Annotated in this window: 15 protein-coding genes and 2 pseudogenes; 16 read left to right on the top strand and 1 reads right to left on the bottom strand. The window is 72.5% G+C overall.

Features of this window, described 5'->3' with window-relative positions; genetic code table 11:
• The first annotated feature begins 34 nt into the window (after positions 1-34).
• The 8 genes and pseudogenes from steA (at position 35) to O7601_RS17310 (ending at position 10,856) form a co-directional block, all read left to right on the top strand.
• Positions 35-1,213: a putative cytokinetic ring protein SteA gene (steA, locus tag O7601_RS17275; RefSeq protein ID WP_204029224.1), complete on the top strand. Its 1,179-nt coding sequence runs from the start codon at positions 35-37 to the stop codon at positions 1,211-1,213.
• Positions 1,214-1,240: 27 nt separating this feature from the next.
• A complete protein-coding gene (locus O7601_RS17280) occupies positions 1,241-2,182 on the top strand; it encodes a copper transporter (protein WP_281562142.1) in 942 nt (313 codons plus the stop codon).
• A gap of 173 nt (positions 2,183-2,355) precedes the next feature.
• Positions 2,356-3,222, top strand: a complete 867-nt coding sequence (locus O7601_RS17285) for a hypothetical protein (RefSeq protein WP_281566961.1) — start codon at positions 2,356-2,358, stop codon at positions 3,220-3,222.
• A 1-nt stretch (position 3,223) separates the two neighbouring features.
• Positions 3,224-4,858, top strand: a complete 1,635-nt coding sequence (locus tag O7601_RS17290) for a lipid II flippase MurJ (protein ID WP_281562143.1) — start codon at positions 3,224-3,226, stop codon at positions 4,856-4,858.
• A gap of 106 nt (positions 4,859-4,964) precedes the next feature.
• Entirely contained in the window at positions 4,965-6,140 is a 1,176-nt protein-coding gene (locus O7601_RS17295; RefSeq protein WP_281562144.1) for a glycosyltransferase family 4 protein, read from the top strand.
• A pseudogene (locus O7601_RS17300) lies at positions 6,140-8,290 on the top strand (hypothetical protein); the annotation flags it as partial. The gene O7601_RS17295 and the pseudogene O7601_RS17300, both read left to right, overlap by 1 nt.
• Positions 8,291-8,440: 150 nt before the next feature.
• Positions 8,441-10,180, top strand: a complete 1,740-nt coding sequence (locus O7601_RS17305; RefSeq protein WP_281562145.1) for a CTP synthase — start codon at positions 8,441-8,443, stop codon at positions 10,178-10,180.
• A gap of 70 nt (positions 10,181-10,250) precedes the next feature.
• Positions 10,251-10,856 (top strand): NUDIX hydrolase, encoded by a 606-nt coding sequence (locus O7601_RS17310; RefSeq protein ID WP_281562146.1) that lies wholly within the window; start codon positions 10,251-10,253, stop codon positions 10,854-10,856.
• Positions 10,857-10,972: 116 nt separating this feature from the next.
• On the opposite strand, the gene O7601_RS17315 is transcribed toward O7601_RS17310, so the two are convergent.
• Complete coding sequence (locus O7601_RS17315) at positions 10,973-11,347, bottom strand: TM2 domain-containing protein (RefSeq protein ID WP_348650264.1); 375 nt, start codon at positions 11,345-11,347, stop codon at positions 10,973-10,975.
• Between the two features lie 175 nt (positions 11,348-11,522).
• On the opposite strand from O7601_RS17315, the gene ald reads away from it, so the two are divergent.
• From ald to der, 8 genes and pseudogenes are all read left to right on the top strand, one after another.
• On the top strand, positions 11,523-12,638 hold the full coding sequence (gene ald / locus O7601_RS17320; protein ID WP_281562148.1) for an alanine dehydrogenase: 1,116 nt from the start codon (positions 11,523-11,525) through the stop codon (positions 12,636-12,638).
• An 8-nt stretch (positions 12,639-12,646) separates the two neighbouring features.
• Complete coding sequence (locus tag O7601_RS17325; RefSeq protein WP_281566962.1) at positions 12,647-13,633, top strand: site-specific tyrosine recombinase XerD; 987 nt, start codon at positions 12,647-12,649, stop codon at positions 13,631-13,633.
• A 277-nt stretch (positions 13,634-13,910) separates the two neighbouring features.
• Positions 13,911-14,834 carry a ParA family protein gene (locus O7601_RS17330; protein ID WP_281562149.1) on the top strand — a complete coding sequence of 308 codons (924 nt, stop codon included), beginning with the start codon at positions 13,911-13,913 and terminating at the stop codon, positions 14,832-14,834.
• Between the two features lie 16 nt (positions 14,835-14,850).
• Positions 14,851-15,804 (top strand): annotated as a pseudogene (locus tag O7601_RS17335) (ScpA family protein); the annotation flags it as partial.
• Positions 15,805-16,175: 371 nt separating this feature from the next.
• Complete coding sequence (scpB, locus tag O7601_RS17340) at positions 16,176-17,132, top strand: SMC-Scp complex subunit ScpB (RefSeq protein ID WP_281562150.1); 957 nt, start codon at positions 16,176-16,178, stop codon at positions 17,130-17,132.
• Positions 17,119-17,889, top strand: coding sequence for a pseudouridine synthase (locus tag O7601_RS17345; protein WP_281562151.1), 771 nt, complete (start codon positions 17,119-17,121; stop codon positions 17,887-17,889). The genes scpB and O7601_RS17345 overlap by 14 nt, the downstream gene beginning before the upstream one ends.
• 147 nt (positions 17,890-18,036) lie before the next feature.
• Positions 18,037-18,717: a (d)CMP kinase gene (gene cmk / locus O7601_RS17350; RefSeq protein WP_281562152.1), complete on the top strand. Its 681-nt coding sequence runs from the start codon at positions 18,037-18,039 to the stop codon at positions 18,715-18,717.
• The gene (gene der, locus O7601_RS17355) at positions 18,714-20,114 is read left to right on the top strand and encodes a ribosome biogenesis GTPase Der (RefSeq protein WP_281562153.1); all 1,401 of its coding nucleotides are present in this window, start codon (positions 18,714-18,716) and stop codon (positions 20,112-20,114) included. Before cmk ends, der begins: the two co-directional genes overlap by 4 nt.
• The last annotated feature ends 69 nt before the right edge of the window (positions 20,115-20,183 follow it).

Consider the following 20,183-nt stretch of genomic DNA (forward strand, 5'->3'; position numbering starts at 1 on the left):
AGATTCGCCTGCCTCACATGCCAGGATGGTCACGATGCGTCTACCCACGTTGCGCCGGGCCCGGAACGCGGAACCGGGACAGATCCTCGGCACCGCGCGCCTCGACCGCCGCACGAAGCGGCTGGTCGGCCGGCTCCGCCCCGGCGACATCGCGGTCATCGACCATGTCGACCTGGACCGGGTCGCCGCCGACTCGCTTGTCGCGGTCGGTGTCGGCGCGGTGCTCAACGCCAAGCCGTCGGTCTCCGGCCGCTACCCCAACCTCGGGCCGGAGGTGCTGATCTCGGCGGGTATTCCGCTGCTCGACGACCTCGGCGAGGGCATCTTCGAGCGGATCCGTGAGGGCGACACGGTGCGCATCGAGGGCAACACCGTCTACCTGAACGACGATCCGGTGGCGCACGGCAGTCTCCAGGACGCCGAGAGTGTGGCCAAGGCGATGACCGACGCCCGGGAGGGCCTGTCGGTGCAGTTGGAGGCGTTCGCCGCCAACACCATGGACTACCTCAAGCAGGAACGGGACCTCCTGCTCGACGGCGTCGGCGTGCCCGAGATCGCCACCGAGGTGCAGGGCCGGCACTGTCTGATCGTGGTCCGGGGCTACGACTACAAGGCCGACCTGGACGTGCTGCGCCCGTACATCCGGGAGTTCAAGCCGGTGCTGATCGGTGTCGACGGGGGTGCCGACGCCCTGGTCGAGGCGGGCTACACGCCAGATATGATCATCGGCGACATGGATTCGGTCACCGACGACGTGCTGCGCTGCGGCGCCGAGGTGATCGTGCACGCCTACCCGGACGGGCGGGCGCCGGGGCTGCCGCGCGTCAACGGCCTGGGGGTACCGGCGGTGACCTTCCCCGCCGCCGCCACCAGCGAGGATCTCGCCATGCTGCTGGCCGACGAGAAGGGCGCCTCGCTGATCGTCGCGGTGGGCACCCACGCCACGCTCGTCGAGTTCCTCGACAAGGGGCGCGGCGGCATGGCGTCGACGTTCCTCACCCGGCTCAAGGTCGGTGGCAAGCTGGTCGACGCCAAGGGCGTCAGCCGGCTGTACCGGCAGAGCATCTCCGGGTCCTCCCTGTTGCTGCTGGTCCTCTCGGCACTCGCCGCCATGGCCTCGGCGGTGGCCGTCTCCACCGTCGGTAAGGCGTACCTGGGCGTGGTCTCCGAGTGGTGGGACAATTTCGTGTTCCAACTCGGCCAGCTCTTCTAGCTCCCCACCGACCAAGAGGCTGCAAGCGTGATCAACTTCCGGTACCACGTGGTGTCCCTGACCGCGGTCTTCCTCGCCCTGGCGATCGGCCTGGTGGTCGGTACCGCCGCGCTCAACGGTCCGGTGGCGGACTCGCTCCGGGAGACCGTCAACGAGTTGCGCAAGGACAACCAGCAGATGCGCCAGGCGGTCCAGAACATGCAGCGGGAACTGGAGCTGGAGGAGGACTTCGCCGCCGAGATGGCGCAGGCGTGGCTACCGGGCACGCTCAGCGGCAAGCGGGTGCTGGTGCTCAGCCTGCCCACCGGCCGTGATCACACCGAGGGTGTGCTCAACATGCTTCAGCTGGCCGGTGCCGACGTCACCGGGCGGGTCGACGTGCAGGACAAGTTCATCAACCCGGAGAACAACAACGACCTGCTCGAACTGGCGGTCACCGCGGCTCGACCCACCAACGCGCCGACCGCCGGGCTGCCCGGCAACGGCCACGGCGTCGAGACCTCCAGCGCCCTGCTGGCGACCGTACTGCTGGACCAGCCCGCCGGTTCCGAGCCGGTCACCGAGGCCGACCGGCGGGCGGTGCTGGCCGCGTACGGCAACGCTAACTACCTGACCACCTCGGACCGGATCACCGCGCCGGCCGAGGCGGTCGTGGTGGTCAGCGGGCAGCCGTACGTGGACAAGGACTCCGCCAAGAAGGACGAGTCCGTCGTCAAGATCGCCGAGCAGTTCGACCGGACCGGGGGCATCGTGGTGGCCGGTAACGGATCGGCCGGCGGCAACCTGGTGGCCTTCGTCCGGGGCGACGCGGTGCTCGCCCAGACCATCTCGACCATCGACAACGCCAACACGGTCCAGGGGCAACTGGTCACCACCCTGGCGCTGGTGCAGCAGCTCGCCGAGCGTAAGGCCGGTCACTTCGGCGTCGGTGACAGCGCCGCATCGCTGGTGCCTAAACTGCCCCAGTGAACCCTGCGCACCCTCGCCGCACGATCCGACCCGTCGCAGGGTCGGCGGAGGCGCCTGAGTGCCGAGCGGCGCGGGTTGACAAGGGTCCAGTGGCCTGACGGGGGCATCCACCCGGTTCCGACGATCTCCGCCAGCCGGCGGGAGGGGATGGCGTGAGTGAGCGGGACGGCAACGTGACGGTCTTCGGTCGACTCCTGGTGGCTGGGATCGGCGCGGTCGCCGCCCGGTACGCGCTGCGCGAGATCCGTACCGCACCGCCCGCGCCGGCCCTGGAACGGACCAACTTCCGGGGACGCACCGTGACCCTGGCCGCCGGCCCCGCCCTCGCGTTGGGGGCCTCAAGCGCCGCGGCCTGCGGGGCGGCGAGCGTGCCGGCCGGCGCGGCGACCCTGGTGGCCGGGCTCGGCGCCGGTGCCGTGGGCCTCTACGACGACGTTGTCGGTGCCCGACCGGAGCAGAAGGCGGCAAAGGGTTTCGCCGGGCATCTGGCCGCGTTGCGACAGGGCCGCGTCACCGCCGGCCTTGTCAAGATCGTTGGGGTGGGTACGGCCGGTCTGGGCGCGGCCGTCCTGCTCGCCGCCGACCCGGGCGTGGCCGGGCATCGTCGGCGGCACCGGCAGGGCAGCTGGGGACGGGGCGTCGACGTGCTGCTCGGGGCGGGCGTGGTGGCCGGCACGGCGAACCTGGTCAACCTGCTCGACCTGCGTCCCGGACGGGCACTGAAGTCGGGCCTGCTGCTCGGGGCGCCGTTGAGCGGCGGCCGGCACGGTGGGATCGCCGCAGGCGCGGCCGGCGCCGCCGCCGGGCTGCTCCCCGCCGACCTGGCCGAGGACGTGATGCTCGGTGACAGCGGCGCGAACGCCCTCGGCGCGGTGCTCGGGGTGGCGCTGGCCGCCCGTACCGGCCCGGTCGGCCGGGCCGGACTGCTCGCCGTCCTCGCCGGGCTCACCGCCGCCAGCGAGAAGGTGAGCTTCACGAAGGTCATCGCGAGCACGCCGGGGCTGCGTGAACTCGATGCGCTGGGCCGACGCGCCGACTGACGTGACCAGACCGGCCCCCCTCGCCGGCGCCGGCCGGGTGGCCGGAGCGGCGGCCCTCATCGCCGTACTCACCGTGGTCAGCAGGCTGGCCGGGTTCGGGCGTACCGCCGTGTTCACCTGGGTGGTGCAGGACAGCGACCTGGGCGCGATGTACGTCCTGGCCAACACCATTCCGAACATCATCTTCGAGATCGTCGCGGGTGGGGCGTTGGCCAGCCTGGTCGTACCGCTGCTCGCCGGAGCGGTCGCGGCGGGTGACCGGCGGGCGGTCGCGGCCACCACCGGCGCCCTGCTGACCTGGACCGTGACGCTGCTCGTGCCGCTGGCGGTGCTGGTGGCTCTGGGCGCTGGGCCGATCATCACCACCCTCGGCGACGGTCGATCACCTGAGGAACTGGCGGCCGGCGCCCGGATGCTGCGGGTTTTCGCGCCACAGCTGCCGCTGTACGGCATCGGCATCGTGCTCACCGGCGTGCTCCAGGCGCACCGGCGGTTCGCCTGGCCGGTGATCGCCCCGCTGCTGTCCAGCCTCACGGTGGTCGTCGTCTACCTGGTCTTCGCCGGGGCGGCTGGTACGGGAGCCAGCGTGGCGCAGGCCGGCCGCGGCGGTGAGTTGATCCTGTCGGTCGGCACCACCCTCGGTGTGGTGGTGCTGTCGCTGTCACTGCTGATCCCGCTGCGTCGGCTGCGGCTGACGCTGCGCCCCGGGTACGCCTTCCCGGCCGATGCCCGGGCCCGGGTACGCGGGCTGGCGGTGGCTGGCGTGGTGACCGTCACCGCTCAACAGATCGCGCTGGCGGTGATCCTCTATCGCCTCTCCAGCGGCCGGACCGAGGCGTTCCAGGTGTTCAACCTGGCACAGACGTTCTACCTGCTGCCCTGGGCGGTGCTGGCGGTGCCGCTGGCCACCGCCGCGTACCCGACTCTGGCCACGGCGGCCGGCACGGATGAGCACACCTACCGGAAGGTGCTGTCGGCGACCCTGCGCGGGGTGCTGCTGTGCAGCTTCCTCGGCGCCGCGGTCCTGGTCGGCGCGGCCGGCCCGATCGGCAGGTTCTTCCCGCTCGACAGCGACGCGACCGCCGCCGCGATCGCCGGTTACGCGCCCGGGCTGCTCGGGTACGGGCTGTTCGCGGTGCTGTCCCGCGCGTTGTACGCCCGGGGCGCGACGCGGGCGGCAACCGCCACCATCACCGCCGGTTGGCTGGCGGTGCCGCTGGTGTTGCTTCCGCTGTCGGCGTTGCTCCCGGTGGCCGACCGGGTGCTGGCGGTGGCGTTGGCCAACTCGGCGGGAATGCTGCTGCTCGGCGCGCTGCTGCTGGTCGCCGTCGCCCGGTCGGCCGGGCGGGAGGCGTTGGCCGGCGCCGGGCGGGCCGGCGCTTCCGGTCTGCTGGCCGGTGGTACGGCCGCCGTCGCGGCGGTGGCGATGCTGCGGCTGCTGGGCGCGGGGGACGACCCCCCGGCGCGGTGGACGGCGCTGATGCAGGGCATGCTGTCCGGAGTCCTGGTCGCTGTCGTGTTCCTCGCCGTGGTGTGGCTGGTCGACCGGCAGGACCTGCGGCCACTGCTGACCGGCCTGGGTCGACGCCTGCGCCGGACCCGGCCAGGTGACCGGAAGGAGGAGGCGTCCCGGTGAGCGCGAGGAGTGAGCTTGTGAGCCCCGCAGTCGCGAACGGAGTCGGTCCGGTGAGCGCGAGGAGTGAGCTTGCGAGCCCCGCAGTCGCGGACGGAGAGTTAGTCCGGTGAGTGCGACGAATGGGTCGGCGGCTGTGGCGGGCCAGCCGGGCACGGTGGTGTTGCTGTTGGCTTCCAGCACCGGCGGGGTGGGTCAGCATGTCCGGTCGGTGGCGCGGGGGCTGGCTGCGGCCGGGCAGCCTGTGTTGGTCTGCGGGCCGGCGGCGACCCAGGACCAGTTCGACTTCGTGGCCGCCGGCGCCCGGTTCCGGCCGGTGGAGATCCCGGCGAGCCCCACGCCGGCCGACGCCCGCGCGGTCGGGGTGCTGCGCCGACTGCTCGCCGCCGAGCAGGTGAGCGTGGTGCACGCGCACGGGCTGCGCGCCGGGCTGGTGGCGGTGCTGGCCCGGCCGGCGGCCCCGCTCGTGGTCACCTGGCACAACGCCGTGCTGGCCGGCGGGATACGCGGTGCCCTGTCCCGGCTGGTGGAGCGGATCGTGGCGCGCGGTGCCCGGGTGACTCTCGGGGCCTCGGGCGACCTGGTGGCGCGGGCCGTCGCGTTGGGTGCGGGGGATGCCCGGCTAGCCCCGGTCGCCGCTCCTGAGCTGCCCGCGCCGCGTCGTCGCCGGGCCGCGGTGCGGGCCGAGTTCGCGGTCGCGGCCGACCAGCCGTTGATCCTGTCGGTGGGCCGGTTGCATCCGCAGAAGCGGTACGACGTGCTGGTGGACGCCGCCGCCCGATGGCGGGAGCGGACCCCGCCGCCGGTTGTCGTGATCGCCGGCAGCGGACCGGCCTACCTGCCGCTGGCCGCCCGGATCAGCGCCGCCCGCGCACCGGTCACCCTGCTGGGGCACCGCACCGATGTGGCCGACCTGCTCACCGGCGCCGACCTGGCGGTGGTCACCAGCGACTGGGAGGCCCGTCAGCTGTTCGCGCAGGAGGCGCTGCGCGCCGGCGTGCCGCTGGTGGCGACCGCGGTGGGTGGGCTGCCGGAGCTGGTCGGTGACGCGGCGGTGCTGGTGTCGCCGGGTGACGTGGACGCGGTCGACGCGGCGGTGCGTGGTCTGCTCGACGACGAGGCCGGCCGCGCCGAGCTGGCCGGGCGCGGCGCGGCGCGGGCGCTGACCTGGCCGACGGAGGCACAGACCCGCACCCAACTGCTCGCGCTCTACGCCGAGTTGGCACCCGGGCGGGCCGGGCCGGCAACGCCGGACGCCGACGCACCGTCGACGGGACGCCGGTGATGCTGCGTCGTATCGCTCCGATCCTGCTCACCCTGGTGGTGGTGGCGCTCGGGGTCACCGCGTTGGCCGCCCGCCCGCAGAGTCCGCCGGCCCGGCAGAGCGCCGACTACGTGGTCCTCGTCGGTGTGGCCGGTCTGCGCTGGGACGACGTGGACGCGGAGCGTACGCCGACGCTGTGGCGGCTGGCCCGCGAAGGCTCGATCGGGTCGCTGTCGGTGCGTTCCGCACACCGGCCCACCTGCCCCGTGGACGGCTGGTTGACTCTCGGCGCGGGCAGCTTCGCCGCCTGGCCCGGCAGCCGCGGCGGGGACGGGCAGTGTTCGCCCGTCGAGGTGACGGTGGAGCAGCCGGACGGCATCGGCGCGAACCTGCCGGATCAGGAGAGCGTCGCCCTGCACAACCAGGAGCGGCTGCCGTGGGGCACGGTACCCGGTGCGCTGTCGGAGTCGGTGCGCTGTTCGGTGGCGGTCGGACCGGGCGCGGCGGTGGCCGCCGCCCGACCGTTCGGCCGGGTGGACCGGTACGCGCCGACGCTGCCGGCGGATCCCGCCGGGCTGCTCGGCTCATGCGTGCTCAGCATCGTCGATCTCGGCACGGTGGAGGGCGACGACCCGGCGGTGCGGGCGGCGGCGGCTCGGGCCGCTGACGCACAACTGGCCCGGGTGCTCGACGGCCGGCCGCCGCGATCGCTGGTGATCGTCGCCGGGGTCTCCGACACTCAGTTGCCGTCCCGGCTGCACGTTGCCGTCGCCCACGGGCCCGGCTGGGAGGAGGGCTGGCTGACCTCGCCCAGCACGGATCGCCGCGGCTATCTGCAGCTGATCGACCTGGCCCCGACCGCGCTGGCCGCCCTGGGACGCCCGATGCCGGATCGGCCGTTCCTCGGTCGGCCGGCCGAGTCGGTCGACGGCCGGCCGGCCGACCTGTCCGCCGCGATCGCCGAGCCGGCGGACGCGGACCGGGAGGCCGCCGCGCAGCGGAAGGTGGCCGGCGGATTCTTCACCCTGCTGGCCGTCGTCCAGGTGGCGCTCGCGGTGGCGGTGCTGCCGCTGCTGCGCCGGGCCCGCCGACACGCCGGGCCGTACGGACCGAAACCGGTGCCGCGTCCGGTGGTGGCGACGGTGGAGGTGCTGCTGGTCGCCGCCGCGCTCGCGATACCGGCGGCGCTGGTCGCCGAGGCCGCGCCGTGGTGGCGTTTCGCGCATCCGGCGGCCTCGTTCGCCGGGCTGACCGCCGTGTTGCTGGCTGCCGCGACGCTGCTGGTTCGGCTGGCACCCGGCTACCGCACCACCCTGGGACCGCTCGGCGCGGTGGCCGGGCTGACCATGTTGGCCGTCGGCCTGGACGTCGTCACCGGTGCCCGGTTGCAGCTCAACGGCGTGGTGGGTTACTCCGCGCTGGAGGGTGGCCGCTATGCCGGCCTCGGCACCGTCGGCCTCGGCGTCTTCGCTGCCGCCGCCCTGCTCAGCGCCGGCTGGCTCGCCCAGCGGGTACGCCGTGGCTGGCGCCCGACCGTCATGGTGATCGTGGGCGGGGCCGCCGTGGTGATTGTCGGCAGCGCGTACCTGGGTGCCGACTCGATCGGCGCGATCGCCCTGACCGCGGGAGTGAGCGTGGCGGCGGCGATCAGCGCGGGTGGCTGGCTGACGCTGACCCGGCTCGCCTGGGCGGCGATGGCCGGGTTGGCCGTGACGGTCGGGTTCGCGGTGGTGGATCTGGGTCGGGCCCCGGCCGAGCGGGGCAGTCTCGGCCGGTTCCTGGCCGCGCTCGGCGACGGTACCGGCGGGCTGACCGTGCAGCGGTCCAGTGCCGCCAGCTTCGACACGCTTGTCAACAGTCCGCTGACGGTGTTGGCGCTGGCCGGCGCGTTGCTGGTCTGGTTCGCGCTGCTGCAACCCTGGGGTGGGCTCATGCGGCTGTTCGGCATCTACCCGGCGATCCGGGCGGCGATGGCGGGCACCGCGGTGGCGGCGGTGATCGGCGGGCTGCTGAGCGCTGCGGCGTTGGACGTGGCCGGGGCCGCGGCAGCCGTGGTGGTGCCGTTGGCGGCGTTGTCGGCGCTGCGGGTGCTCGACCACTCGGCGGACCGGACCCGGCCGTGGGTGGACCGCCCGGCCGGCGGTGGGCCGGGTGCACTCTCGTCGGCCGAGGTCGCGACCGGGTGACCCGGTGGCCGTACCGGGTGCGGCACCGGCCGGCCGTTGGGGAGGTGTTACCGTGGAATCCCGTGGATCGCGTGATCACTTCGCTGATCGGCTCGGCGGTCTGCACGACCGCGACGGACGACACGGGAGCAGGCCTTGGCCCCTTCAGCACGGACGACCAGGCACATATTCGTCACCGGAGGCGTCGCCTCCTCGCTGGGTAAGGGGCTCACCGCCTCCAGTCTCGGCAACCTGCTGACCGCGCGGGGGCTTCGCGTGGTGATGCAGAAGCTCGACCCGTACCTCAACGTCGACCCGGGCACGATGAACCCGTTCCAGCACGGTGAGGTCTTCGTGACCGAGGACGGCGCCGAGACGGACCTCGACGTCGGCCACTACGAGCGTTTCCTGGACCGGTCGCTGTCCGGCAAGGCCAACGTCACCACCGGCCAGATCTACTCCGAGGTGATCGCCAAGGAGCGGCGTGGTGAGTACCTGGGCGACACGGTCCAGGTGATCCCGCACATCACCAACGAGATCAAGTCCCGGATTCTGGCCATGGCCGACCCGGACGACGACGGCCGTACCCCGGACGTGGTGATCACCGAGGTCGGCGGCACGGTCGGTGACATCGAGTCGCTGCCGTTCCTGGAGGCGATCCGACAGGTACGCCACGACCTCGGCCGCGACAACTGCTTCTATCTGCACGTCTCGCTGGTGCCCTACCTCGCCCCCTCCGGGGAGCTGAAGACGAAGCCCACCCAGCACTCGGTGGCCCAGCTACGCAGCATCGGTATCCAGCCCGACGCCATCGTGTGCCGTTCCGACCGGGACATCCCGGAGAAGCTCCAGCACAAACTCTCCCTCTACTGCGACGTCGACGCCGAGGCGGTGATCGCCGCGCCGGACGCGCCCAGCATCTACGACATCCCGAAGGTGCTGCACCGGGAAGGGCTCGACGCGTACGTGGTGCGCCGGCTCAACCTCTCCTTCCGGGACGTGGACTGGGAGGGCTGGGACGACCTGCTGGAGCGGGTGCACCAGCCCCGGCACACCATCACCGTCGCGTTGGTCGGCAAGTACGTCGACCTGCCCGACGCGTACCTGTCGGTCAGCGAGGCGATCCGGGCGGCCGGCTTCGGCCACCGGGCCCGGGTGCAGCTGCGGTGGGTGCCCAGCGACGACTGCGTCACTCCGACCGGTGCGGCGGCGGCCCTGGCCGGGGTCGACGGCATCGTCATCCCCGGCGGGTTCGGCGTCCGGGGCATCGAGGGCAAGATCGGCACCGCCCGGTACGCCCGGGAGAACGGCATTCCGCTGCTCGGCCTCTGCCTGGGCCTGCAGTGCATGACCATCGAGGTGGCCCGGCACCTGGCCGGCCTGGACGGTGCCAACTCGCTGGAGTTCGACGCCGAGGCGGTGCACCCGGTCATCGCCACCATGGCCGATCAGCAGGACATCGTCGCCGGCAAGGGCGACCTGGGCGGCACCATGCGGCTGGGCGCGTACCCGGCGACGCTCACCGAGGGGTCGATCGTCGCCGAGGCGTACGGCAGCACCCAGGTCAGCGAGCGGCATCGGCACCGGTACGAGGTGAACAACGCCTACCGCGACCAGCTCGCCAAGGCCGGACTGCGCATCTCGGGTACCTCGCCGGACGGTCGGCTGGTCGAGTTCGTCGAGCTGGACCGCGATCTGCACCCGTTCTTCGTGGCCACCCAGGCGCATCCGGAACTCAAGAGCCGCCCCACCCGGCCACACCCGCTGTTCGCCGCCTTCGTCCACGCCGCGGTGACGTACTCGCACGCCGACCAGCTCCCGGTCGATCTGGACGGGGCCACCGCCGGGCGGGCCACCCGCAACGGCGCCGCCACGAAGGCGACCTCGGCCTCGTGAGCGGAATGTCCGCGGGAATCGAAGGGGCGATGAGGGCCGAGGCCGGCGCGGGTGACCCGGTGGTGGGCCGATGAGCGCCGTCGAGCACCGCTACGAGGTGCGCTCGCGGGAGCTGCGCTACCGCGGCCGGATCTTCGAGGTGGTCACCGAGGAGGTCACCATGCCCGGCGGTGGCACGGCGGCGCGTGACCTCGTCCGACACGTCGGCGCGGTGGCGGTGGTGGCGCTTGACGACGCGGGTCAGGTGGTGTTGATCCGGCAGTACCGTCAGCCGGTGGGCCGGCGGTTGTGGGAGTTGCCGGCCGGGTTGACCGACGTCTCCGGTGAGGACCCGGCCGTGACGGCGACGCGGGAGCTGGCCGAGGAGGTCGATCTCACCGCCGGCCGGCTCGACGTGCTGGTCGACGTGCACAGCTCGCCCGGGTTCACCGACGAGTTGGTCCGGGTCTTCCTGGCCCGGGATCTCGGCGAGGTGCCCGTGGAGCAGCGACACGACCGCCACGACGAGGAGGCCGACCTGCAGATCGTCCGGATCGACCTGGACGAGGCGGTCGGCATGGTGCTGGCGGGGGAGATCAGCAACGGCCCGTGCGTGGCCGGGCTGCTCGCCGCCGCCCGGGCCCGCGACGCCGGCTGGTCGGGGTTGCGCCGGGCGGATGCCCCGCTTCCGAGCTGACCGGGTACGCGACGCAGCCCGCGCCGCGCGGGTCCGCTCCCGGCGCGGACTTCGTGGCACACGACGCGGGGGGTCGGGCGGTGTGCACCGCCCGACCCCCCGCGTGGTCTCGTGGGTCAGTCGCGCAGCGGCCGGCCCTGGGCGTCGACACCGCCGTTCACCAGGATCAGGATGCCGTCGACGAGGCCCCAGATGCTGCCGATGCCGCAGGTCACGAGGGTGACGATCAGCTGAATGACGCCCGTCTTGGTGTCGCCCATGTAGAACCGGCCGACGCCGAAGCCGCCCAGCACGATCTGCAGGACGCCCGCGACGACCTTGCTCTTGTCAGAAACGCCCTGGGGGTACCCGGGCTGCATTGGAGGAGTGGTCATGGGGCGACACAATAGTGATCCACTAACGCGCTGTCCGCACCGGTGTGCACCAGGTGGGACGATGGTGCCGAAGACTGTCCTGACGGCTGATGTGACGTCCACCGCCGGCCTGGGTATTCACACCTGACACATCGTCAACGGCCACGGCCAGCAGGTGTCACAGTGCGGGCTCCGCTGACGCGCGGTCACGCCTAGACTGCCGCCGGCGGGACCGGTTGACCGGGGCGGCAATGGGGCCGCCGCGGCGCCGCGCAGTCGGGGTGAACGTGCCCCGAAGAGAGGTGTCAGCATCGTGAAGGTCGGCATCCCACGCGAGGTCAAGAACCACGAGTACCGGGTGGCGATCACGCCCGCGGGCGTCAACGAGTTCACCCGCGGTGGTCACCAGGTCTTCGTCGAGGCGGGCGCCGGGCTCGGGTCGAGCATCACCGACGAGGAGTTCGCCGCCGCCGGCGCCAAGATCCTGGACAGCGCCGACGAGGTCTGGGGCGCCGCCGACCTGGTGCTGAAGGTCAAGGAACCGGTCGCCGAGGAGTACCACCGGATGCGCGAGGGGCAGGTGCTCTTCACCTACCTGCACCTGGCCGCCTCCCGGGACTGCACCCAGGCACTGCTCGACCGGAAGGTGACCGGCATCGCCTACGAGACCGTCGAACTGCCGGACCGGTCGCTGCCGCTGCTCGCCCCGATGTCCGAGGTGGCCGGACGGCTCGCCCCACAGGTCGGCGCCTTCTACCTGATGCGTACCGGTGGTGGCCGGGGGGTGCTGCCCGGCGGCGTCTCCGGTGTGTACGCGGCCAAGACCGTGGTCATCGGCGCCGGTGTCTCCGGCATGAACGCGGCCGCGATCGCCCTGGGCCTGCAGTCGGAGGTGCTGCTGCTGGACAAGAACGTCGGCCGGTTGCGCCAGGCCGACGCCATCTACCGGGGCCACCTGCAGACCGTCGCCTCCAACGCGTACGAGATCGAGCGGGCGGTGCTGGACGCGGACCTGGTCATCGGCGCGGTGCTGGTGCCCGGCGCGAAGGCGCCGAAACTGATCTCCAACGAGTTGGTCTCCCGGATGAAGCCGGGCAGCGTGCTCGTCGACATCGCCATCGACCAGGGCGGCTGCTTCGAGGACTCCCGGCCGACCACCCACGCGGACCCGGTCTACCGGGTACACGACTCGATCTTCTACTGCGTGGCGAACATGCCCGGCGCGGTGCCGAACACCAGCACCTACGCGCTGACCAACGTCACCCTCCCGTACGCCCTCGAACTGGCCAACCACGGCTGGCGGGAGGCCGCACGCCACGACCCGGCGCTGGCGCTGGGCCTGAACACCCACGACGGGCAGGTCGTCTACGGTCCCGTCGCCGAGGCGCACGGCCTGCCCACCCTGCCGCTGACCGGGGTGCTGGCCTGACCGACCGGCTGACCGACGGCGAGGCCGGCGGGGACGAGCAGCCCGCGCCGGCCCTGCGCCGTGCCGTCCGCGGCTACCTGGACCACCTCACCGTCGAACGTGGACTGGCCGCGAACACGCTCGCTTCGTACCGTCGCGACCTGGACCGTTACCTCGGGTCGCTGACCACCGCCGGGGTGACCGACCTGTCGGTCGTCTCCACCGGGGAGATCGAACGCCACCTGGCCCGGCTGCGCTCCGGCGCCGACGGGCACCCGCCGCTCGCGGTCTCCTCGGCGGCCCGCGCCGCCAGCGCGGTACGCGGACTGCACCGGTTCGCGTTACGCGAGGGCCTGGCCGGCGCCGACCCGAGTCGCGACGTGCGCCCCCCGGCCGCCCCCCGACGGCTGCCCCGGGCACTGCCGGTCGACGACGTGGTCGCCCTGCTGGAGACTGCCGGCCCGGTCGACGCGGCGGGGGACGCCGCGCCGTTGGCGCTGCGCGACCGGGCGCTGCTGGAGTTCCTGTACGGCACCGGAGCGCGGATCTCCGAGGCCGTCGGCGTCGCCGTGGACGACGTGGATCTCGACGACGGGGTGACGGTGCTGCGGGGCAAGGGCGGGCGGACCCGACTGGTGCCGATCGGCGGGTACGCGCTGCGGGCGCTCGGCGCCTACCTGGTGCGCGCTCGGCCAGGGCTGGCCGCCGCCGGCCGGGGTACCCCGGCCATCTTCCTCAACGCCCGGGGTGGCCCGCTGACCCGGCAGGGCGCCTGGACCATCCTGCGCCGCGCCGCGCAGCGGGCCGGGCTCAGCGTCGAGGGCCCCGGGGCCGTGTCGCCGCACACGTTGCGCCACTCGTACGCCACCCACCTGCTCGACGGCGGGGCCGACGTGCGGGTGGTGCAGGAACTGCTCGGCCACGCCTCGGTCACCACCACCCAGGTCTACACACTTGTCACCGTCGACAGGTTGCGCGAGGTCTACGCCACCGCACATCCCCGAGCGCTGAACTGACCGTCGGCGCTGCTCTGCGTACCTGCGCGACCGGTGATCGATGGTGCGGTCGCCGACCCGATCCCGTCGGCGCCGGTCGCGTGCTGACGGCCTGACCTGCCGGCGGCCGGTGCCGCCGGCCGACACGCCGAGCGGGTGCCGAACGCCCTGCTCGCCGGTGGCGTACAGTCGGCATGGCGCGGCCCTCGCGGCGAGTGGACCGGGGTGCGCAGCGGCACCGCGAAGGACGTCGGGCGGCTCCGACGCCGCACGGTCGTCGGGAGGGGGCAACGAGGACATGGCTGGCAACGGTGACCGTGCCGAGACCTGGACGTCGGAGCTCCGCGAGCAGCAGAACGCCCTCGGCTCGGATCTGGGCCCGGCGGACCCGGCCGCCTACACCATGCGCAAGCCGATCCCGGAGCCCATGCCCACCGATCGGCACGGGCCGGCCCGCATCATCGCGATGGCCAACCAGAAGGGCGGGGTCGGCAAGACCACCACCACCATCAACCTCGGCGCCGCGCTGGCCGAGTACGGCCGCAAGGTGCTGCTTGTCGACTTCGACCCGCAGGGCGCCCTCTCCGTCGGGCTGGGCGTCAACCCGCACAACCTGGACCTGTCGGTCTACAACCTGCTCATGCAGGACGACGTCACCGCCGACGACGTGCTCATCAAGACCGACGTGGCCGGGCTGCACCTGCTGCCGGCCAACATCGATCTCTCCGCCGCCGAGATCCAGCTGGTCAACGAGGTCGCCCGCGAGATGGCTCTGGCCCGGGTGCTCAAGAGCATCCGCAAGGAGTACGACTACATCCTGATCGACTGCCAGCCGTCACTCGGTCTGCTGGCGATCAACGCGTTGACCGTCTCGCACGGCGTGCTGATCCCGCTGGAGTGCGAGTTCTTCAGCCTGCGTGGCGTGGCGCTGCTGCTGGACACCATCGACAAGGTACGTGAGCGGCTCAACTTCGACCTGGAACTCGAGGGCATCCTCGCCACCATGTACGACAGCCGCACCACGCACTGTCGGCAGGTGCTGCAACGGGTGGTCGAGGCGTTCGGCGACAAGGTCTACCAAACGGTGATCACCAAGACCGTGAAGTTCCCCGAGTCCACCGTCGCCGGCTCACCCATCACCACGCTCGACCCGGCCTCCTCGGGGGCCCGCAACTACCGTCAGCTGGCCCGCGAGGTGATCGCCGCGCAGGCCGAGCGGTAGGAGGCGCTGAACCGAGGTGTCCCGACCGTGGACTACCGTCGTCGGCGTGAGCGCCCCGCCCCTCGACCCCACCGCTGCGGCTGACCCGCCGCCGGTGGTGGCTGACCCAACCGTCTCGAACAGCGACGGGGAGCCGACGGTCGTTGCCGACCCAGCGGCGCCGACGGAGGCTGCGGCGCCAACTGAGCCGGCGGAGGGTGCCGGGTTCACCGTACGGCTGGCCAACTTCACCGGCCCGTTCGACCTGCTGCTGCAACTCATCGGCAAGCACAAACTCGACGTCACCGAGGTCGCACTGCACCAGGTGACCGACGAGTTCATCGCCTACATCCGGGCCATGGGCGACGACTGGGACCTGGACGAGGCGAGCGAGTTCCTCCTGGTCGCCGCGACCCTGCTCGACCTGAAGGCCGCTCGGTTGCTGCCCGCCGCCGAGGTCGAGGACCCGGAGGATCTGGCCCTGCTGGAGGCGCGGGACCTGCTCTTCGCCCGGCTGTTGCAGTACAAGGCGTACAAGGAGGCGGCGGCGCACATCGCCGCACTGGAGGAGGTCGGCGGCCGGCGCTACCCACGGGCCGTCACCCTCGAAGCCCGCTACGCCGACGCGCTGCCCGACCTGGTGCTGGGGATCGGTCCGCCACGACTGCTCAAGCTGGCGGTGCGGGCGATGACCCCGAAGCCGGTGCCCGAGGTGTCCGTCGCCCACGTGCACATGGTCCGGGTCAGCGTCCGGGAACACGCTGGCATCATCGCCGAACGGCTACGGCGGGCCGGCACCGCCAGCTTCTCGCTGCTCTGCGCCGACTGCGAGGCCACCCTGGAGGTGGTCGCCCGGTTCCTCGCCCTGCTGGAGTTGTACCGGCAGGGGGTGGTGGCCTTCGTCCAGGAGCAGGCGCTGGAGGAGTTGACCGTGCGCTGGACGGGTCCCGCCGACGGTGGCCCGGCACTGGCTATCGACGAGTACGCCGGCACACCACCCGAGACGTCCACCGAGCCGCCGTCCGGGCCGTCCACGGAGCTGCCGTCCGGGCCGTCCACGGAGCTGCCGTCCGGGCCGTCCACGGAGCTGCCGTCCGGGCCGTCCACGGAGCTGCCGTCCGGGCCGTCCACGGAGCTGCCGTCCGGGCCGTCCATGGAGCTGCCGTCCGGGCCGGAGTCGCCTTCTGGGCCGCCGCCGGATGGCGGGCCGGCGGCGGACGGTGCTGGTGGCGCTGCGAGCACCGGTGACGCCGATACTCGCGGTCCTGGTGTCGGCGCTGCCGGTGCTGGGTTCGGCGAAGCTGGTGCTGGTGTTGGTGCCGACGAGGCTGAGGCGATGGAAACGACCGAGGAGCGTGCTGGATGAGCAACGAAGAGCGGCCGGACTCCCTGGCCGAACAGGCCGCCGCCTGGATTCCACCGTGGCAGCGCCCGGCTCCCGCCCCACCAGAGGACTCCGCCCCGTCCACTGATCCCGCCCCGTCCACTCCTCCGGCCTCGCCCACTGATCCCGCCCCGTCCACTCCTCCGGCCTCGCCCGCCGATCCCGCCGCTGCCCCCACCACCGCCGCCTCGGTTGCGGTGGGGGAGGCCGCGGATCTTGGTGCGCAGGTGCCCCTCCAGGGGCCGCTCCCGTCCAAGATCGAATTGGTCGAAGGGCGCGCTGGGGGAGGGGGCGGGGGTGATGGGAGGACGGGGGAGGGGGTTCCGGAACTGGGGCGGAAGCGGTCTGTGACGCGGGTCCGGCCGGTGCTGGAACCGGCCGCGGAACTCGACGACGCGGAGTTGCGCGGCGCCCTGGAGGCGATCCTGCTGGTGGTCGACGAACCGGTGAGCGAACTGGTCCTCGCCCAGGTGCTGGAGCAGCCCGCCGAGCGGATCGGCCCGATGCTGGACGAGATCGCCGCCAGCTTCACCGCCGCCGGCCACGGATTCGAGCTGCGCCGGGCAGCGGGCGGGTGGCGGCTGTACACCCGACCGGAATATGCCACCTACGTCGAGCGGTTCATCCTCGACGGGCAGTCGGTCCGGCTGACCCAGGCCGCGCTGGAGACCCTGGCCGTGGTGGCGTACAAGCAGCCGGTGACCCGGTCGCGCATCTCGGCCATCCGCGGTGTCAACTGCGACGGGGTGATCCGTACCCTGGTCTCTCGCGGCCTGGTCGAGGAGTGCGGCACCGAGTCCGACAGCGGGGCCTACCTGTACCGGACGAGCACCCTGTTCCTGGAGAAGCTCGGCCTGAACAGCCTCGACGACCTGCCGCCCCTGGCCCCCTTCCTCCCCGACGACGTAGAAGAGCTTGCCGATGCCGCGCGATGACCGCACCCCCCGCCCCGACGCCCCCGTCTACACCGGCCCGGAACGCCTCCAGAAGGTGCTCGCCGCCGCCGGTGTCGGCTCCCGGCGGGCCTGCGAGGATCTGATCTTCCGGCGGCGGGTGACCGTCGACGGGCGGGTGGCGCAGCTCGGCGACAAGGTCGACCCGACCACAGCTGTCATCCACGTCGACGGCGAGCGGCTGGCGGCCGACACCCGGCTGGTGTATCTGGCGATGAACAAGCCGCGCGGAGTGGTTTCCACCATGGCGGACGAAAAGGGACGTACCGCGCTCGCCGACTTTCTCGGCAACCGGGTCGAGCAGCGCGTCTACCATGTCGGGCGGCTCGACGCGGACAGCGAGGGCCTGCTGCTGCTCACCAACGACGGCAACTTGGCGCACCGGCTCATGCACCCCTCCTACGGGGTGCCGAAGACCTACCTGTGCGAGGTCTCCGGCCCGATCCCTCGCAACCTCGGCAAGCGGTTGGCGGCCGGGATCGAGTTGGAGGACGGCCCGGTGACGGTCGACGCCTTCCGGGTGGTCGACAGTCTGGGACGTACCGCCCAGGTCGAGCTGACCTTGCACGAAGGCCGCAAACACATCGTACGCCGCCTGCTCGCGGAGGTCGGCCACCCGGTGAGCCGGCTGGTGCGTACCTCCATCGGGCCGATCCGGCTCGGCGACCTGCGTGCCGGGCGGACCCGGAGGCTGACCAACGCGGAGGTCGCCGCCCTGTTCAAGGCCGTGGGTGACTGAGGCGGCGGCCGCGGGTACGGCTGCGGGTAGGCTGCCTGACGGCCCGGCCGGTGGCGCTGCACGACGCCGGGCATTATTGGACTTGTGTGGTCAACCGCTCGCGGTCGTCGCCGACGGATCGTGAGGTACGGGCTGAGGAGGACGACGGTGGAGGAAAACGTGCCGGCCGGGCGCTGCGTGGTCGCTGTGGACGGGCCGTCCGGTTCGGGTAAGTCCACCGTCTCCCGACGGCTTGCCACGAGCCTCGACGGGCGTTACCTCGACACGGGTGCGATGTACCGGGCGATCACCTGGGCGGTGCTGCGCTCCGGTGTCGACCTGACCGACGCGCAGGCGGTGGCGAAGGTCGCCGGCGAGGCCGATCTGCGCATCGGCACCGACCCCGCGGGGTACGGCGTGACGGTCGACGGGGTGAACGTCGAGACCGACATCCGGGGCCCCGAGGTGACCGCCGCCGTCTCAGCGGTGGCTGCCGTGCCGGCGGTCCGGGCGCTGCTGGTGGCCCGTCAACGCGACATGATCACCAAGGCGGGCCGGATCGTGGTCGAGGGTCGGGACATCGGTTCCGTGGTGGCCCCCGACGCCGACCTGAAGGTGTACCTGACCGCGTCGGCGGCGGCGCGTGCCGCGCGGCGCAGCGCCGAGAACGCCTCCGACGTCGCGGCCACCGCCGCCGACCTGGCCCGACGCGACCAGCTGGACTCGACCCGCAAGGCCGATCCGCTGGCCCAGGCGCCGGACGCGGTGGTCCTGGACACCACCGAGCTGGGCATCGACGAGGTCGTGGCGCGGCTGCGGGCACTACTTACCGATCGGTCAGTGGCGTGAGCGACGACGGTTGGATCGAGCTGCGCGAGCCGGACCTGGACACCGAGGAGCAGACCGGTCCGCAGCCGGTGGTGGCCGTGGTCGGCCGCCCCAACGTGGGCAAGTCCACGCTGGTGAACCGCATCATCGGCCGCCGCCAGGCGGTCGTCGAGGACGTGCCGGGAGTCACCCGCGACCGGGTCCCCTACGACGCGCAGTGGTCCGGGCGGGCGTTCACCGTGGTGGACACCGGCGGTTGGGAACCGGACGCGAAGGATCGCGCCGCGGCGATCGCCGCGCAGGCCGAGACCGCCGTGCTGACCGCCGACGTGGTGGTCTTCGTGGTCGACGCGACGGTGGGCTCCACCGACGTCGACGAGGCGGCGGTGAAGATGCTGCGTCGCAGCGCCAAGCCGGTGATTCTGGTGGCCAACAAGGCCGACAACGCCAGCATCGAGCTGGAGGCCACCTCGTTGTGGTCACTCGGCCTCGGTGAACCGCACCCGGTGTCGGCACTGCACGGACGGGGTTCCGGTGACCTGCTCGACGCCATCCTGGCGGCGATGCCGGAGGCGCCGAAGGTGGCCGAGTACCGCCCCCGTGGCCCGCGTCGGGTGGCGCTGGTGGGACGGCCGAACGTCGGCAAGTCCAGCCTGCTGAACCGCTTCTCCGGCGAGGAACGGGCGGTGGTCGACGCGGTCGCCGGCACCACCGTCGACCCGGTGGACAGCCTGGTCACCATCGGCGGCGACACCTGGCACCTGGTGGACACGGCCGGGCTGCGCAAGCGGGTCGGCCGGGCCAGCGGCACCGAGTACTACGCCAGCCTGCGCACCGCCTCCGCCATCGAGGCGGCCGAGGTGGCGGTGGTGCTGCTCGACTCCAGCGAGCCGATCAGCGAGCAGGACCAGCGGATCCTGTCCATGGTCACCGAGTCCGGCCGGGCGCTGGTGATCGCCTTCAACAAGTGGGACCTGGTCGATGCCGACCGCCGGTACTACCTGGACAAGGAAATCGAGCGGGAGCTGCGCCGCATCCCGTGGGCGATTCGGCTGAACCTGTCGGCGAAGACCGGCCGGGCGGTCGACAAGCTCGCCGCGGCTCTGCACCGGGCGCTGGACAGCTGGGAGACCCGGATCCCCACCGCGCAGCTCAACGCGTGGCTGACCGCCCTGGTCCAGGCCACCCCGCACCCGGTGCGGGGCGGTCGGGCACCACGGATCCTGTTCGCCACCCAGGCGGGGGTGGCCCCGCCGCGCTTCGTGCTCTTCACCACCGGTCCGCTGGACGCAGGCTACCAGCGCTTCGTCGAGCGCAAGCTGCGCGAGGAGTTCGGCTTCGAGGGCAGCCCGATCGAGATTTCGGTACGCCCCCGCAAGAAGCTCGGCCCCGGCGGTCGCGGCAAGGCCCACGGCTGACCCTCAGCTCGCCGCCGCGGGCCACCTGCCCAAGTTGACCAGTTTCCTAGGACGCCCTGGCGGTGGTTT

This window comes from Verrucosispora sp. WMMD573, assembly GCF_027497175.1.
In the GTDB taxonomy this organism is placed as follows: Bacteria; Actinomycetota; Actinomycetes; order Mycobacteriales; family Micromonosporaceae; genus Micromonospora.